The organism is Pseudomonas sp. CFBP2511 (assembly GCF_030209255.1).
Taxonomy (GTDB): domain Bacteria; phylum Pseudomonadota; class Gammaproteobacteria; order Pseudomonadales; family Pseudomonadaceae; genus Aquipseudomonas; species Aquipseudomonas avellanae.
Genome location: NZ_JARVSI010000038.1, coordinates 40,447 through 56,333, shown reverse-complemented (window position 1 = coordinate 56,333; position 15,887 = coordinate 40,447). Strand labels below are relative to the sequence as shown.

The following is a 15,887-nucleotide window of genomic DNA, read 5'->3' as shown; positions in this document are numbered from 1 at the left end:
GAGTCAGACAGTACTGCGTTCAGACCGGATTACCCCGGCGTGTAGGAAAATAAGGTAATACGTACTCTTCCAGCTCCTGTAACACCTCCTTGGCGGGGCGCTTCAGCGGTTTGAGGTTCAACGCCACATGCGAGACGCCTTGTTCTCGCTGGCGCTCCCACAACCTGATGAGCGCGTTTCGCCCTGTACTGATGCCGCGTCCAACGGTCATGGGGGCATCCTTGTTGTCGTCCAGATCAAAGAATGTCGCATAACCGTAGGGTTTGAAGCGTTTCTGCACGTTGGATTCACGCCAGTGGTCGATGACCTCGGGCAATGTATTGAAGCCGCTCTGGTGCCATATCCAGCCGTCCATGTGGTTTGCCAGCCACTTGATATCCTGGCCACAGCGACCGACTGCCAGCATCGGCAGCCGTCCGCTCCAGGGTTTGGGCAGAAGATCCAGCTCACCATTCAATTGCCCGTAGTGCTGCGTGGCCAACAGGGGAAAAGAGCGTTCTGTCACTGCGCGTAGAATCTCGACGCATTCTCTGAAACGTGCGGCTCGTGTATCGAAATCCTGCCCGAACGCCGGATACTCACTGGGTCTGTCACCGGTAGACAGCCCCAGCAAAAAGCGCCCCTTGAGCAGCACGTCCAGACTGCAGGCCTGTTTGGCCACGGTCAGCGGGTGACGCAGTGTCATGACGATGCCCGCGGTTCCGATACATATTCGTTGGGTGACACCCGCCAGCAGCCCGGCGTACACGAACGGGTCAAAGATCTGCCCGGCGTCGCCGAACGCCGGATCGAGCATGGGCACATCGCGTAGCCACAGGGCGGCAAAACCCGCCTTGTCTGCCTGTACCGCAAGTGCGATATGGTCGTCCATGGTCGGCACTGCCGAGTTCGGATAACCCTCCAGCGGCGCAATCAGTCCAAAGGTAAGATGGCCGGGTGCGAAAACCTTCGAAAACGCCGAGTGCGCCCCCGATTTGTGCAGGTTGAGTGGCTTGTCCTGGATCATTTGGTTTGCCCCGCCAGACCGGAAGAGTCCTGCGGCAGCTCTTCGTGGGCATGCACACGGCCCAGCAGCGTGAAAACCGCTGCGGCGGTCAGCAAGCTGGCGACACTGAGGATGAACAGCAGGTTGCGAAAGGCCGTGGCGTAATGCTGATGCAGCAGGTCCGACTGGCCGGGGAGGGCATCAACCGCACTTTGCAGATCGCCCAGCGCCGCGCGATTGGCCGCTTCGGTCAGAACCTCAGGCGCGACGCCATTCAGCGCGCCGAACAAACTCCATTGAATGAACGTCGCGAGCAGCGCACCGGCCAGCGCGATGGCGATGCCATCAGCTGAAACACGCACCGCATTGAAAATGCCGGTCGCCATGCCAGCCCGTTCCTTTTCCACGACACTGACCGCCATGCCATCCATCAAACCCCAGGGCAGGCCGATACCGATACCAATCAACGCCATCGGCAGCAGGGCCATGCGGGTCGCACCGCTGTCCAGCACCAGCGCCAGCCAGGCCAGGCCCGCTGCCACCAGCACTAACCCCACGCCCGACAGCACGCCGGAGGTGAAGCGCCGCGCCAGTTGCGCCGCAAGCATCGGCACAATCAGCAACGGTGCGGCGAGCGCGGTCATCATCTGTCCCGCTTCAAGAGCGCTTAGGCCATCGATGCCGATGAACCTGGCCGGCAGCATGATGATCAGGATCACGAAGAAAAATGCCGGGCTGGCGGCGAGAATCTGCACGCCGACAAAACGCGGGCTCTTGAACAGCGACAGGTCCAGCATCGGTCGGGCGGTGCGACGTTCGACCACGATAAAGATCCACAACAGCACGATTGAGCCGATGATGCCGCCCCAGACCTGCGGATGGGCCCAGCCGTCTTCCGGGGCAAGCAGGATGGCGTAGGTGAAGAGGGTCAGTGCCGCGGTGAAGCTGATCGCGCCCGGCCAATCCATGCCTCGGGCCTCCGGGTCTCGGGATTCGGTCGCGCTGAACAGCACCAGTACAAAGCCGAGTGCACCAATCAGTGCGGTGGCCAGAAATGACCATTCCCAGCCTGCCGAATCCACCAGCGCGCCGGCCGCCAGGGGGCCGAATGCCAGGCCGATGCCAAACGTGGTGCCCAGCAGGCTGAACACCCGGGTGCGATCAGCGCCATGAAAACTCTGCGCCAGCGACGACATGGCCCCGGCAAACGCTGCGGCGCCACCCAGCCCTTGAATCAGGCGCAGTACATCGATCTGCACAACGGATGACGCTGCTGGAATGGCACTGGTGGACACGACGAATATCACCAGGCCAATCAGCCATATCCGCTTTCTGCCATAAATGTCGGTCAGGCTCCCGGCGGCCATCATGGCGCTGCCGTACGTGAGGATGTAAGCGTTGATGACCCAGGTCAGCTCGACCGCCGACCCGCCCAGCGCCTGGTTGATCGACGGCAAGACCACGGCGGGGCCGGTAAAACACAAGGGGATGAGGATCCCGGTCAGGCAGGCGGCAAACAACTGTCCCCACCGCCTGGCTTTGGACGACGCCTGAACGTTGTTTGCTGAAGTCATGTGCAATTTCCCTGTGAGATGTGCGCGATTTTTCGGCGCTGCACGCAGTTATCCAAGGGCACTTGCCCTGCGAGGAGATTAGGGGTTGCGCCTGCAAACAAAAACAGTGCTTATGTTCCGAACGTTCAGGACATGGCTGTCCTTAATAAGGGAGTAGGCAATGGAATCGCTCGGTAGCATTGCGCTGTTTGTGCTGGTCACAGAAACACGAAGTTTTACCCTGGCGGGCAAGCGCCTGGGTATTTCTTCATCGGGTGTGGGCAAGAGTGTCGGTCGTCTGGAGGAAAGCCTGGGCGTGCGGCTTTTTCATCGCAGCACCCGCAGCATTGCCTTGACGCTTGAGGGGTCGATATTTCTCGATCGCTGCAGACGCATTCTGTCGGAGCTGGACGCCGCGCAGTTGGAGCTGAGCAATGCCCGGGATTTGCCAAAAGGCCGGCTGCGTATCAGCGTGCCATTGGTTTTCGGGCTGGTAATGCCGGTCGTTATCCAGTTCATGCGCACCTATCCCGAGATTGAGCTGGACATCGACTTCTCAGACCGTATGGTCGATATCATCGACGAGGGATTTGACGTTGTCCTGCGCACCGGAGAACCGAGCGATTCCAGGCTCATGTCGAAAAGAATGGGCAGTTTTCAGTTGTGCATTGTCGGCTCACCGGATTATTTTGCCCGGCATGGACTGCCTGAACAGCCTGCCGACCTGATACATCACGCCTGTTTGCAGCACAAGTTTCCCTCCACCGGAAAGTTTGAACACTGGCCGCTGCGTCGTGAGCCCGGATCCGAGGATTTCGAGTTGCCGCAGACCATGGTGTGCAATACCACCGAAGTGCTTGTCGAAGTTGCGCGAGCGGGCCTGGGCATTACCTGCCTGCCAGATTTCATGTTGGCCTCTGCCATCCGCAAAGGTGAACTGGTACCGATATTGGCTGACTACACCCTGCACACCGGGAGCTTCAGATTGTTCTGGCCATCGAGCAAGCATCTTTCCGTGCGTTTGCGGGTGTTTATCGACTTCATGCACGCGAATTTGTTTGCGCCTGCGAGGGTTGGTGAGGAGGGCCGATCTTAAAGAAGGCCGTGGGAAAGGGCCGATGCACCGGGTGGCGTCGATTGGGAGTGCATTTCGTGACGCTGCGCGTCACAGATTTGTGCCGCGCATTCAGGATAGGAAGCAGAGCGTCCAGAAAGGCATGCCGACGCAGAGCGTCGCACGATAGTTGAGATTATCCCGCGCAGGAATGCCGTGAGTGGCGCATCACCGCGAGCTATCCCTGGGCCGCGTTCGGCACATTGATCTGCCCGAGTACGCGCAAATAGAGATGCAGCGTTGTACCTCCCCCCAGGAGTGTTTCCACGCGTACGCCGCCGCCTGCGCCTACCGCAAACTCTTGTACCTGAGCCAGCCCCGTACCTGTTACCGGACCGGACTTTTTGCTGGTGAGGAAAGGGTCGAATATCTGCTCTTGAATGTCAGCAGTCATGCCCGGGCCGTCGTCAGCCACGCTGAGCACCAGATAATCACCATCCTGAAGACGCGGATCCTCTTCCACCGACTCCAGGCGGGTGGCGATGTGGGCCTTGCCCGGCCCCGACATGCCATCACGGGCACTGGTCAGAAGGCTCAACACTGCGGTGTGCAACTGGGCCTCGGCACACAAGACGCCCCAGCCCCTTGCGCGCAAGTCAAACGACAGTTCCAGTTGATCGGCTGCCGAGCGCTGCAGCAGGTCTCGGGCGGCATCCAGCTTTTCACTGACATCGATGCAGATCAGTTCCGGACCGTCCTGGCTGACGCTGCTCAGCAAGCGGGTGACCAGCTTGCGACCATGCTCCACCGCCTGCAGGCCGGTATCACTGAACGTCTCGATATCCGTCGGGCGCCGTGAGCGCATGCGGATAAGTTGCAGGCTGGCGCTGAGTGCCTGAAGCAGGTTGTTGAAGTCATGGGCAATGCTGGCTGTGAGCATGCCCAGCGACGACATTCGTTGCGAGTCGCGCAGGTTCTGTTCAGTGCTCTGGCTTTGACGCTGCGCATTGTCGAGTTCCAGCGCCAGTTGCGCAGCCTGTTGATCACGTTGTTCTGTGAGCAGGCGATATTGCATCAAGGCTGCGGTCTGTCGCGCGAGTGCCAGCAGCGCAAGGCGCTGCTGCTCGGTCAGGACTCGCGGCCAGATATCGATCACACACACAGTGCCCAGCGCATGGCCGGCATCGGTGCGAATCGGCGCGCCTGCATAGAACCGGATGTAAGGAGGGCCGAGCACCAGCGGGCTCTCCTTGAAGCGAGGGTCAGTGGTGGCATCTTCCACCACCAGCACATCGGAAGGCTCCAGGATGGCGTGCGCACAGAATGCCAGATCGCGATGTGTTTCTCTGACGTCAAGGCCGATGCAGGCCTTGAACCACTGGCGCTCCCGGTCAACCAGCGAAACCAGGGCGATAGGCGCATCGCACAGCGTGGTGGCGAGCAGCACGATATCGTCGAAGTCTTGCTCGGGAGCGCTGTCCAGTATCTTCAGGTGCTCAAGCGACAGGACTCGATCTTCCTCGCTGGCAGGAAGTGGCGCAGGGTGGTGGGTCATGGGGGCGCACCGCGATCAGGTAAAAATAAGGTCTTATGATGCCTATGATTCATAGAGGGCGGCAAGGTACATAACGCATAAATAAACACGCGCAAGCGGGGCTCTGACCCTGCGCGCCTTGTGGACCCTGAACCCTCTAAAAGGTCGACAGTCGACGCAGCAGCACCGCGCACATCAATGGCGACATCAGGACTGGACGTTTCTGCGGCGCAAGTTCCGCAGGCCGCCCGGATGATCATCCCGAGCTTACGTATTCGGTCCTTGACTACTGCTTTAACGGCGTGCGTTTAAAATGATGGGCGCAATAAGAATTGCAGTACGCCTGTAATAAGAAGTCTAAGGGCGTTTATTTTGTGCAGAGTCGCACAGGAATAACTTAGTTGTAACCTATTGTGTCCAAATTGTGCCCGTTGTGTAATAAACTGCCCGCCGATCTTTACTGCGCTGTAAGGGTCTTTGGCCAATTACTAACGTCCGTACTCTTCTGGAGCAATGCCGATGCCCGGCCCTAATGATTCAAGCCCTGCCGAACTGTTGCCCGAGGGATCTGCCGACGACCGAGTCACCAGCCTGTTGTGGGGGCCATTCTGGTTAGGCGATGCGACCGGCACTCATCTGACCTACAGCTTTCATACTGCAGACTCCGTCTACGCCACCATCTACAGTGGGACCCAGGAGCCCGACGATGCTTACTCGTTGACCGATGCCCAGGCGGCGGCGGCGAAAAGTGCGCTGGATGCATGGAGTGCAGTGGCGGACATCACGTTCACCGAGGTCAAGGACACCCCGGAGAACGTTGGCGACATCCGTTTTGGCGGTTCCAACAACCTGCAAAGCACCGAGTTCGGTCAGGCCTATACGGCGGGTACGGAAGGTAGATCCGGTGACGTCTGGATCGGGCCGAAGGTCAACGCAGCGGATCCCGCGAAAGGCACGGATGATTACCTGACGTTCATGCACGAGACGGGTCATGCGCTCGGCTTGAAGCATCCGTTTGAAGGCACGCAGTACAACGATGTACTGCTTGACGCCAAATTCGAAGACGCCCGCTACACCATCATGAGCTACACCAACAACTACAGCTTCAAGCCCACCACGCCGATGTTGCTCGATGTCGCGGCCATGCAGTTTATCTACGGCGCCAATAACAGCTATCACACCGGCAATGACGTTTATAAGTGGGCGCCCGATCAATCGGTGTTCGAGACCATTTGGGACGCAGGCGGCAAAGACACGATCGATGCCAGCAATCAGGCGTCGTTCGTCAAGATCAACCTCAATGAGGGTGAGTTCAGCACCATCGGCAAGGCTTTTCTGGATTACAACCAAAACGCTGATGCCCCGACACTGATGAACTCCGGGCTGGCGATTGCTTATGGCGCGCACATTGAAAACGCCATTGGCTCCGCCTTCAACGACACGCTGATCGGCAATGACCTGGCGAACGTACTGGATGGTCGTGGCGGTCTGGATATCATGATCGGTGGCCTGGGTAACGATACCTACGTTATCGATCAGGCAGACGAACTGGCACTGGTTCAGGAAAAGGCCAACGAAGGCGTCGACACGCTCAAGATCACCTACGACAACACGTCGGCAACTGCTGCGGTGATCGATCTGAATGCAGGCCCGCTGGCCAACTTTGAAAACGTCCACCTCAAAGGCGAGGGCGAGTTCACGCTGTTGGGCAATGATCGCAACAACACCCTGACCGGTAACGACGCGAACAACGTGATCTTTGGCGGCGCCGGCAATGACAAGCTGGTCGGCGGCCTGGGCGCAGATATCATGACCGGCGGCACCGGTGCTGACCGCTTTGTGTTCAACGACCTGGCAGAGACCGGCAAAGGCGCGGCCAGCGATGTGATCACAGACTTCAACAGCCAGCAGGGCGACAAGCTCAGCTTCCTGAAGATGGATGCCAACGTGGACACCAAAGCCCTTGATGCTTTCAGCTTCATTGGCAGCGGCGAGTTCACCGGGGCCGGCCAGCTGCGCTTTGCCGACCATGTGCTGTCCGGCAACGTCAATGGCGATCTGCATGCTGATTTTCAGGTTCAGCTGGTAGGCGTCACAGCGTTCCATGTTACCGACCTGGCGGTCTGATCGCTGGTTTGAGGTACTGACCTGCACCACAGAGACAGCGCCAGATAGTGGCGCTGTTTTGGTTTACAGACCATCGAGCATCTCTCCTTTTGCTGCTTTTACTGCGCACCGCAATTGGGCATCGTATGGTTTTGACCGTTTTTCAGCACTGCGACGGTGCTGTTACAAAATTTAAAACCACAAATTCAAAATATCCAACAAAACCCACTTGACTCGTCAGAGGCAGCTGACTGTAATGCCCTGGCAGTCGTTCACTCCGGGCTTTTCGCCTGAGCTTTTGTAGAGGTATCAACATTGATTGAGCCAACGCCGTCATCCATGCCGACTGTGATTGAAGCTGGCGCACTGGTCCGCAGGGGCTGCATGACGCCGATACGGCTGACCGAACTGTGTCTGTCAGTCATCAAAACCCACAATCCCACACTCAATGCGTTTGGTGATGTCTACGCCGAAGCCGCGCTCGAACAGGCCTGGACCATGACCGCAGAGCTGCAGCGCGGCAAGCCTCGTGGGCCTTTGCATGGCATTCCTTTTGGTATCAAGGACCTGTTTTCGACAGCCGGGTTGCGTACCACACGCGGCTCGTTGACCGCGCTGGACGCCGTGCCCGCGCAGGACGCGCCGATCATCCGGCGCCTCAAGGGCGCTGGCGCTATTATTCTGGGCAAGACCGCAACCACGGAATTCGGCTGGACCGGCGCCAGCACCTCGCGGGTCTTTGGCAACGGCCGTAACCCTTGGGACCCGACACTGACCAGCGGCGGCTCCAGCTCCGGTTCGGCGATCGCCGTGGCAGCGCGCATGGTCCCTGCGACATTGGGGTCCGACGGTGGCGGCTCGGTGCGCATACCGGGATCGTTCTGTGGCGCGTTTGCCCTCAAGGGTACGTTGGGACGTATCCCGACCTGGCCCTGGTCGGCCACCGAGATGCTCAGCCATGCCGGTCCGATCACCCGAACCGTGCGCGACAGTGCATTGCTGTTCGATGTTCTTTCGGGACCTGATCCGCTGGATCACCAGGCGCTGCCTGCGCCCGACGAGTCCTTTCTGGCTCGTTGCGACCAGCCGCTGAAACCGTTACGCATCGGCTTTTGTCCGACCCTGTTCGACACCCCGGTCGACCCGCAAATCGCGGCGGCAGTCGAAGCTGCGGTGGCCAATATCGCCAGGTCGCTGCCCGTCACGGTAAGCACCCTGACACTCGACTGGCAGGACCCGCTGGCGACGTTCGAGACCTTGTGGGTCGCAGGCCGTGGCATCGCTTACGGCAAAGCGCTTGAGCAACAGCTGGATCAACTCGATCCGGGTTTTGCCGAACTGATCCGGCGCTCGGCGTGCTATGGCCTGGGTGATTATCTGCAGGCAATGCAGCAGCGCGCGGCCTTTGCCAATCAGGTGCACGCGCTGTTTGAAGATTTCGACCTGCTGATCATGCCCACGCTGCCCATTCTGCCGTTTGCCGCCGATGACGTAGCGCCTGCAGGCTACGCCGGGCAGGACAGCGCGCTGCCGTGGGCACGCTGGACGCCGTTTACCTACCCTTTCAACATTTCCGGCAACCCGGCCGCCAACCTGCCGTGCGGCTGGAGCACTGAAGGGTTGCCCATCGGCCTGCAAGTTGTGGGGCCACGTTTTGCCGATGCTCACGTGCTGCAATTCTGTGCCGCTGTGGAAGCCATAGCGCCGTGGGATCAGCGTCTGCCGCCGATGTTGGGGCAGTAAACATGACGCTCGCCGATGCTGCGCGGCAGTCGACCGGAGGCTTTACTTTGCAACGGAATGTCACCCCTATGCTCAATCAGCCACGGCTGGACGAAATCATGCGCTTGCTCGCCCAGCAGCAGCGGGTCAAGGCATCGGACCTGGCGCAACTGTTGTTCGTGTCCGAAGAAACCATCCGCCGTGACTTCAAGCATCTGGAGGAAGAGGGCAGGCTGCGGCGGATTCATGGTGGCGCGATTCTGCCCCGTTCCAGCGAAGAACTGCCCTTGCAGGAGCGTAGCCGGCTCAAGCCACGGGCCAAGGCGGGTATTGCTACCTGCGCCGCGCAACTGGTCACCGAGGGCATGGCGATCTTCCTCGACACGGGCACTTCGACGCTGGCGCTGGCCCAGCAACTGACCCGTTTCAGCCAGTTGAAGATCATTACCAATTCGCTGGACATCGCCCAGTTGATATCGCACCAGAGCGACAATCAGGTGCTGGTCGCACCCGGCGATGTGCGGCGTACCGACAATGCCTTGATCGGGCCGCACACCCTGGAGTTCGCCCGCCAGTTTCATTACGACATCGCGTTCATGGGCATCGGCGGTATAGACCTGGACCTCGGCCTGATGGATTACCAGGAGCCCGAAGCCATGCTGCGCAGGACGCTGGTCAGGCACTGCGCGCGCAGCGTCGTGCTGGCCGACGACGGCAAGTTCGGCCACCGCACGTTCATCAATACCCTGCCGTTTGCGGCGATTACCACGCTGGTCACCAATCGCCCGTTATCCGACGAATTCGCCACACGTTTGGAGAAAGATCATGTCGATACCCTCTGTCCCTGAGCTGATCGAGCCGAGCGCCGCTGATCTGGCGGCGTTTGAAGCATTGTTTCGGCAAAGCTCGGCCATTGGCGCAACATCAGCTGGCGGTCTGCATCGGCTGTCTGCCTCAGCTGAAGATGGTCAGGTACGCGACCTGTTTCGTGGCTGGCTTGAACAGCACGGCTTTGAAGTGCGCGTCGATGCGATCGGCAATCTGTTCGGCCTGATGACCTTTGACCCTGACGCGCCCTACCTGCTGTGCGGCTCACACCTGGACAGCCAGCCGAGCGCGGGGCGCTTTGACGGCGTCTACGGTGTGCTTGCAGGTGCTGTCGCGGTCTCCAGCCTGGCGCGGCAGATGCGTGAGCGCGGTGAAATCCCGGCCTGCAACCTGGCCGTGGTCAACTGGACCAACGAGGAGGGCGCACGTTTTCAGCCGAGTCTGATCGGCAGCGGCGTATTTACCGGTGCGCTGGCGCTGGAGGCCGCCTGGGACAGTTGCGATGGCGACGGTATCCGCCTCAAGGACGCCCTGCAGGCCATCGGCTATCTGGGCAGTGATCAATTCGATCTGGCCATTGCCGGGTACGTCGAAATTCACGTCGAGCAGGGCTCTGGCTTGGAAAACAGCCAGACGGCCGTCGGCGTGGTGCGCGAAACCTGGGCGGCACTCAAGCGCCGGGTACGCTTCGATGGCGAGCAGAATCATACCGGCCCAACGCCGATGGCCGCCCGCCGTGATGCGTTGCTGGCGGCCGCGCACACGATCACTGCGGTGCGCGAAGAAGCCGGGCTGCACGGCCTGCAGATGCACACCTCGGTCGGGCGTATCGAGGTTTACCCCAATTCACCCAATGTGGTGCCCTCCAGAGTGTCGCTGCTGATCGAATACCGCTCCCGCGACGTGGAGCTGCTAAGGGTGGCGGCAGAGCGCCTGGATGCGAGCCTGCATGCCATCGCCGACAAGACCATGACCGGTTTTGAAGTGGAAAGCAGCGTACTGCGAGCACCTGCCAGGCTCAATGACCGGTTTGCGGGGCTGGCGCACGCCGTAGGCGCCGAGCTGGGCTTGTCGACCACCGACAGCATGACCGTCGCCGGCCACGATGCGATCAGCCTGAACCGTCTTTATCCGGTGTGCCTGCTGTTCATCCCCAGCAGTAATGGCGTTTCTCACAATGAGGCCGAATACACCAGCGATCAGGACATGCGCAACGGTTTGCGCATGCTGACCGGGCTGCTGTATCGCGCGTGTGCCTCATCTGTTGCGTTTCGCTGAGGGCTGACCATGTCATATGCACAAAGCCTGAACACACGCCTGCTTGGCGCGTTGGCGAGTTACGGGTTCGACTCAGAGCCGCACGTCGAGCCCGTCACGCAGGGCGTGGCATCGCCGTCGCGGCTGTCCACCGAGTGGGCAGGCTTTCGAGTGTCGTTCGGGGAAAGCCGCTGTTACGCAAAAGTGCTGTACGCCGACATGACGCCTGTTATCGATTTCGTATCTGCAGCGCAGGCCAGTCAGTGCGCAGGCCTCAGCGGTGCAGCGCCACGCTTGCTGAGTGGCGACGAGCAGAGTGGCGTGCTGATTTTCGAGGACCTGGGGCCTCAATGGCGCACCGCGCGGCTTGATGACCTGCTCGTACCGGGTCGGCTGGACGCGCTGTGGGCACTCAAACGCCAGGTGCACGCCGGGCCTGCGCCGGACTTCACCCGCTCGCCGATGGCGGATATCGAGCGCCTTCGCGCACTGTGCAAGCGCGACGGCGTTGCGCTGCCCGCCGAACAGCAATGGATCGACCGCTGCGTGGACATGGTCTGGCAGGCCTTGCAAAAACGTCAGCTTCGGTCCGTCCCGGTGCACGGTGATGGCGTGGCCAGCAACGTGATGGTGTCCGGTGATGGCCGGTTACGCCTGGTGGATTTTGACTATGGCGGCTGCATGGACCCGTGGTACGACGTAGCGATTACCCTCAATGAGCTTTATTCGTTCGAGAGCGAGTGGCGCGCCGGCATCAGCGCTTGGGCGGGCCAGTGCCTTGAGGTCGACTACGCCGTCTGCCGGCTGTATGCGCTGATCAATGACTGGTACTGGACACTGTGGGGATTCTGGAGCGGTAGCATCTCTGCAAGGCAACTGGAGTTCTCCAAGGTCGGGCAATGGACGTTGCTACGCTGCCGGCAATGTGTTCAGGACCCACGGCTGGAAGGCTGGATGCGTCAGATTCAGGAGGGTAGAGCATGAAAACATTAGGGCAGTCCACCAGCACCCAGGAGCGCCAGCTTGAAGCCGCCGTGCGCAGTATCGACAGCTGGCAGGGCCGACGTGTCGGGTATGCACCGGTCAGCGGCGGGATCTCCAACACCAACTGGCGGGTCGAGGTCGAAGGGGCGGACACGGCCTATTTCTTCAAGGTGCCGGGCGCGGGCACAGAAATGTTCATCGACCGCCACACGGCTCACGAAGCCAGCGTGAAAGCGGCGCAAACCGGCTACGGCGCGCCAGTGTTCGCATTTCTCGAAGCATTCGGTGTCGAGGTGTTCGAGTTCATGGAAGGCTGGCGAGCTTCGTCCAACCATGACTTTCTGCAACGCGACATACGTCATGGCGCGTTGCATGGGCTCAAGGCCTTCAACGATCAACCCCTGCTGAAACAGACCAAGACGGTCTTCGACATGATCGCCGAACACCAGGGCCAGGTGGCGGATCTCAAGGGCCTCAAACCCCAGGACGACAGCTGGCTGTGCTTGCAGTATCAGCGTGCCAAAGCGGCCCTTGAAGCGTCCGGAATCGACCTGGCACCGTGCATGAACGACACGCTGGCGGGCAACTTCATGCTCAACGCCGAGCGGCAGATTCGCTTGGTGGATTTCGAGTACGCCTCCAACAACGATCGTCATTACGAGCTGGCGTTGTGGTTTGGCGAAATGTTTTTCAGCGACGACATGGAGCTGGCGCTGATCGAGGACTACTTCGGCCAGGTGAGTGCGCAAACCGTGGCACGTATCAAGCTGAACAAGGCGCTGGCCGACCTCAAATGGTCGACATGGGCGATGGTTCAGCATGCAGTCTCGCAACTGGACTTCGATTTCTACAAGTACGGCACCTGGAAACACATGCGTGCGCGCAGCATCATCAATGATTCGCAATGGGAAACCTGGCTGCGACAGGCGTAACCCGGCAAGCCCACGCTGCAACCCACAATAAGAAAATAGCGGATTACCGCATGCTCCTTTCACTGCTTGAGTTTTATCCGGTCACTTATCGATAGTCAGATCCTGAAATTCAAGGAGCACTCCATGAGTAACGTTCCGCTCTCAAGCAATCCCGGCCGCCTGAAAAGCCTGGTGTTTGGCCTTTATTTTTTCGCTTTGCTGATGATGGCGCTGTTTCCGCCGTTCTACCTCAACGTCAGTGGCAGCAGCGTGCTGGTACTGGGCATTCCGTTACCGATCTTCTACTGGATTCTGATTGCCGTGCTGATGGGCCTGGGCCTGTGGGTGCTGTACGTGGTCGAGTCCCTGTTAGGCGAAATTCCTGAAGAAGGGGATGCACAATGATCAGCACAACAACGGTTTCGGATCTGTACATCACGTTTGGTCTGATCGGCGTGTTTCTGGCCGGCATGATTGCCGTGCTTTATGCGACCAACCGCAAGAGCGACAGCTTTTCCGATTACGCCGTTGGCGGGCGTTCCTACGGTCCGTGGTTCATCGCCATGTGTTACACCAACTCCTGGTGGCCGGGCGCGACCTTTACTGCATTCTTTGCGTTGTCCGTGGGTGGCGCGCTGGGCTTTTACGGCATGGTCTACGCCACGCTCGGGGTGACGGCGATGTACCTGATGGCCAATCGCGCCTGGACCTGGGGCAAACGCTTCAACCTGACTACTCAGCCTGATTTACTGGGCATGCGCTTCAACAGCCCGGTGGTCAAACGTATCGCTTCGATCATCGGCATCATCTCGGTATTCCCGTGGGTGGTGATGGGCATTCAGGCCCTTGCGACCTTGTTCCAGTTCGCCAGTTTCGGTCGTTGGGGGGTGACCACCTGCCTGCTGGTCGGGGTTGCCGTGATCCTGATTCGTCAATACTGGACGGTCAGCATGGGCATGCGCGGCCTGATCATGACCGACATGTACCAAGGGCTGATTGCCTATGTGTTGTGTGCCGCGCTGTGTATCTTCTTGATGTTCGGTGCTCAGGCGTCGTTCTCGAACCTGTCGCAGCTGCCCGCCAGCATGCTGGTGATTCCTGGCGGTACAGGCAGCACCTACGGGCCGATGTACATGTTCAGCCTGATCTTTACCGGCGTGATCGGCTCGATGTGCTGGCCCATGAGCTTCCAGCGTATCTACACCGCCAGCGGTGTGCGCTCGGTCAAGAAGGGCACACTGCTGACCATCCTGCTGGTGGGTGGTTTCTACGGCATTCTGATGCTGTTCGCTGCGGCCATCAGTCAGGACCCGAACGTAGCGGCCCATCCGCAGCATGGCTGGTTCCTGTCGCTGTTCGACATCGGCGGGCCGTGGTTGCTGGCCGTGGCAATCATGATCGTTCTGGCCGCCAGCATCGGTCATGTCGACGGTTGCGTGCAGGTGTGCGGTACACAGTTCGCCAACGATCTGGCGACCTGGAACACACCGCGCAGTGATCGCGAAAAAACTATACTCGCCAAAGCCGGCATGGTCGTGTTCATTGCCGCGGCGTCGCTGCTGGCGTACCTGACCTTCGACTACGCACGCCTGCAATTGCTGGCGCAGATTTCCTATCAGGGCATCATTCAGCTGGCTGTGCCGCTGTTCTTCGGGGTTTTCAGCCGTCGCGGCAACAAGCAGGGCGCGATTGCCGGCATGCTGGTGGGTATAGTGATCGCCATCGTACTGACCACGATCTACCCGGATGACATTCCCGGGCTGGGTTCGTTGACCAGCGGCATTGTCGGGCTGATCTTCAATGCGGGCATTTTTGTCGCCTGCGCCGTGGTCATCAAGCCGAGCGCGGAGGAAGTGCGACGAGTCGATGAGCTGTTCGCCATGGCTGCGCCGCAGCGTCACCCTGCAGGCGTGGCGCCGGCCATGAGCTGACCGGCACACGTGCGGTCGATTCGCTCAGATGGCGTCTCGACCGGCATTGATAAAGTCTATGAATGCCCTTAACGGCGAGGGCAGGTACCGACGGCCGTGATAATACAGATACGGCCCGGTAAAGCGTTGCCACCAGGGCTCGAGTATCGGTTCCAGCGTTCCGCTGTCCAGGTGCGGACGCAGCCAGTCTTCGAACAGGTGGACAACACCCAGGCCGTCGATTGCCGCCTGCACGGTCAGGTCGAAAGCACCGCCTATTCTCACAATCAATGGGCCACTCGGGTCGACCCTGATGGTCTCGCCCTCTTGCTCGTATTCCCAGGGCGGCAGGCTGCCACTGGGAAACTTGCCTCGCAGGCACGCGTGGTCCAGCAAATCACGCGGGTGCTCGGGGCGTCCTCTGGCGGCCAGATAAGCGGGCGAGGCTGCGGTGGCGAAGCGCTGGAAGCGCGGCCCGATGGGCACGGCAATCATGTCCTGTTCCAACCGGTCATCGTAACGGATGCCTGCATCACAGCCTGCTGCGAGCATGTCGACAAAGCTTTCTTCGGTCACCACCTCCAGGCGAATGTCGGGGTAGGTCTGCAGAAACGGCGTGATGATCGACGGCAGCACCAGCCGGGCGGCGCTGACCGGCACATTCAGCCGCAGAGTGCCGGATGGCCGGTCACGGAAGTCGTTGACCACATCCAGCGCAGACTCCACTGCCGCAAGCGCTGGCACACTCCGCTCCATGAGTTTGGCGCCTGCCTCGGTGGGGGTCACGCTGCGGGTGGTGCGGTTGAGCAGGCGCACACCCAGGCGCGCTTCCATGCGCCGGATGGCGTCGCTGAGGCTGGAGGCAGACTTGCCGCTGATGCGGGCGGCTTCGCGAAAGCCGCCCGCGTTGACCACTGCAACAAATGCCAGCAAGTCCTGAATATCTGTATTCATGTGTTCGCTCAAGGCGTTGCGACGAAGGTTTGCCGGTCAGTGTTCTATGAACCGTACAGGCTGTGCCGATTGCACCCGATTATCGCCGA

13 protein-coding genes are annotated in these 15,887 nt (G+C 60.0%); 9 read left to right on the top strand and 4 right to left on the bottom strand.

Going from position 1 to position 15,887, the window contains the following annotated elements:
• Window positions 1–19: 19 nt before the first annotated feature.
• Both QRN38_RS26980 and QRN38_RS26975 read right to left on the bottom strand, forming a co-directional pair.
• The gene (locus QRN38_RS26980) at window positions 20–1,006 is read right to left on the bottom strand and encodes an LLM class oxidoreductase (RefSeq protein WP_044393789.1); all 987 of its coding nucleotides are present in this window, start codon (window positions 1,004–1,006) and stop codon (window positions 20–22) included.
• Window positions 1,003–2,559, bottom strand: coding sequence for an MFS transporter (locus QRN38_RS26975; RefSeq protein ID WP_011104429.1), 1,557 nt, complete (start codon window positions 2,557–2,559; stop codon window positions 1,003–1,005). The genes QRN38_RS26980 and QRN38_RS26975 overlap by 4 nt, the downstream gene beginning before the upstream one ends.
• A 160-nt stretch (window positions 2,560–2,719) precedes the next feature.
• Between QRN38_RS26975 and QRN38_RS26970 the strand changes: the two genes are divergently transcribed.
• The gene (locus tag QRN38_RS26970) at window positions 2,720–3,634 is read left to right on the top strand and encodes a LysR family transcriptional regulator (RefSeq protein WP_024666668.1); all 915 of its coding nucleotides are present in this window, start codon (window positions 2,720–2,722) and stop codon (window positions 3,632–3,634) included.
• A gap of 196 nt (window positions 3,635–3,830) precedes the next feature.
• Here QRN38_RS26970 and QRN38_RS26965 read toward each other — a convergent pair whose 3' ends face one another.
• The gene (locus tag QRN38_RS26965) at window positions 3,831–5,147 is read right to left on the bottom strand and encodes a sensor histidine kinase (protein WP_007245885.1); all 1,317 of its coding nucleotides are present in this window, start codon (window positions 5,145–5,147) and stop codon (window positions 3,831–3,833) included.
• Window positions 5,148–5,645: 498 nt separating this feature from the next.
• On the opposite strand from QRN38_RS26965, the gene QRN38_RS26960 reads away from it, so the two are divergent.
• The 8 genes from QRN38_RS26960 to QRN38_RS26925 all read left to right on the top strand — a co-directional run bounded on the left by QRN38_RS26960 (window position 5,646) and on the right by QRN38_RS26925 (window position 14,865).
• Window positions 5,646–7,253: a M10 family metallopeptidase gene (locus QRN38_RS26960; protein ID WP_005766362.1), complete on the top strand. Its 1,608-nt coding sequence runs from the start codon at window positions 5,646–5,648 to the stop codon at window positions 7,251–7,253.
• A 318-nt stretch (window positions 7,254–7,571) separates the two neighbouring features.
• Window positions 7,572–8,975: an amidase gene (locus QRN38_RS26955; RefSeq protein WP_057417473.1), complete on the top strand. Its 1,404-nt coding sequence runs from the start codon at window positions 7,572–7,574 to the stop codon at window positions 8,973–8,975.
• Between the two features lie 68 nt (window positions 8,976–9,043).
• Window positions 9,044–9,802 carry a DeoR/GlpR family DNA-binding transcription regulator gene (locus tag QRN38_RS26950; RefSeq protein WP_005766356.1) on the top strand — a complete coding sequence of 253 codons (759 nt, stop codon included), beginning with the start codon at window positions 9,044–9,046 and terminating at the stop codon, window positions 9,800–9,802.
• A complete protein-coding gene (locus tag QRN38_RS26945) occupies window positions 9,780–11,060 on the top strand; it encodes a M20 family metallo-hydrolase (protein WP_024666664.1) in 1,281 nt (426 codons plus the stop codon). Before QRN38_RS26950 ends, QRN38_RS26945 begins: the two co-directional genes overlap by 23 nt.
• A 9-nt stretch (window positions 11,061–11,069) precedes the next feature.
• Window positions 11,070–12,023, top strand: a complete 954-nt coding sequence (locus tag QRN38_RS26940; RefSeq protein WP_005766350.1) for an aminoglycoside phosphotransferase family protein — start codon at window positions 11,070–11,072, stop codon at window positions 12,021–12,023.
• Window positions 12,020–12,955 (top strand): choline kinase family protein, encoded by a 936-nt coding sequence (locus QRN38_RS26935; protein WP_007245879.1) that lies wholly within the window; start codon window positions 12,020–12,022, stop codon window positions 12,953–12,955. The genes QRN38_RS26940 and QRN38_RS26935 overlap by 4 nt, the downstream gene beginning before the upstream one ends.
• Before the next feature lie 123 nt (window positions 12,956–13,078).
• Complete coding sequence (locus QRN38_RS26930; RefSeq protein WP_005766345.1) at window positions 13,079–13,339, top strand: hypothetical protein; 261 nt, start codon at window positions 13,079–13,081, stop codon at window positions 13,337–13,339.
• Window positions 13,336–14,865 carry a sodium:solute symporter family protein gene (locus QRN38_RS26925; protein WP_024666661.1) on the top strand — a complete coding sequence of 510 codons (1,530 nt, stop codon included), beginning with the start codon at window positions 13,336–13,338 and terminating at the stop codon, window positions 14,863–14,865. The genes QRN38_RS26930 and QRN38_RS26925 overlap by 4 nt, the downstream gene beginning before the upstream one ends.
• A gap of 24 nt (window positions 14,866–14,889) precedes the next feature.
• Here QRN38_RS26925 and QRN38_RS26920 read toward each other — a convergent pair whose 3' ends face one another.
• On the bottom strand, window positions 14,890–15,798 hold the full coding sequence (locus QRN38_RS26920; protein WP_007245877.1) for a LysR family transcriptional regulator: 909 nt from the start codon (window positions 15,796–15,798) through the stop codon (window positions 14,890–14,892).
• Between the last annotated feature and the right edge of the window lie 89 nt (window positions 15,799–15,887).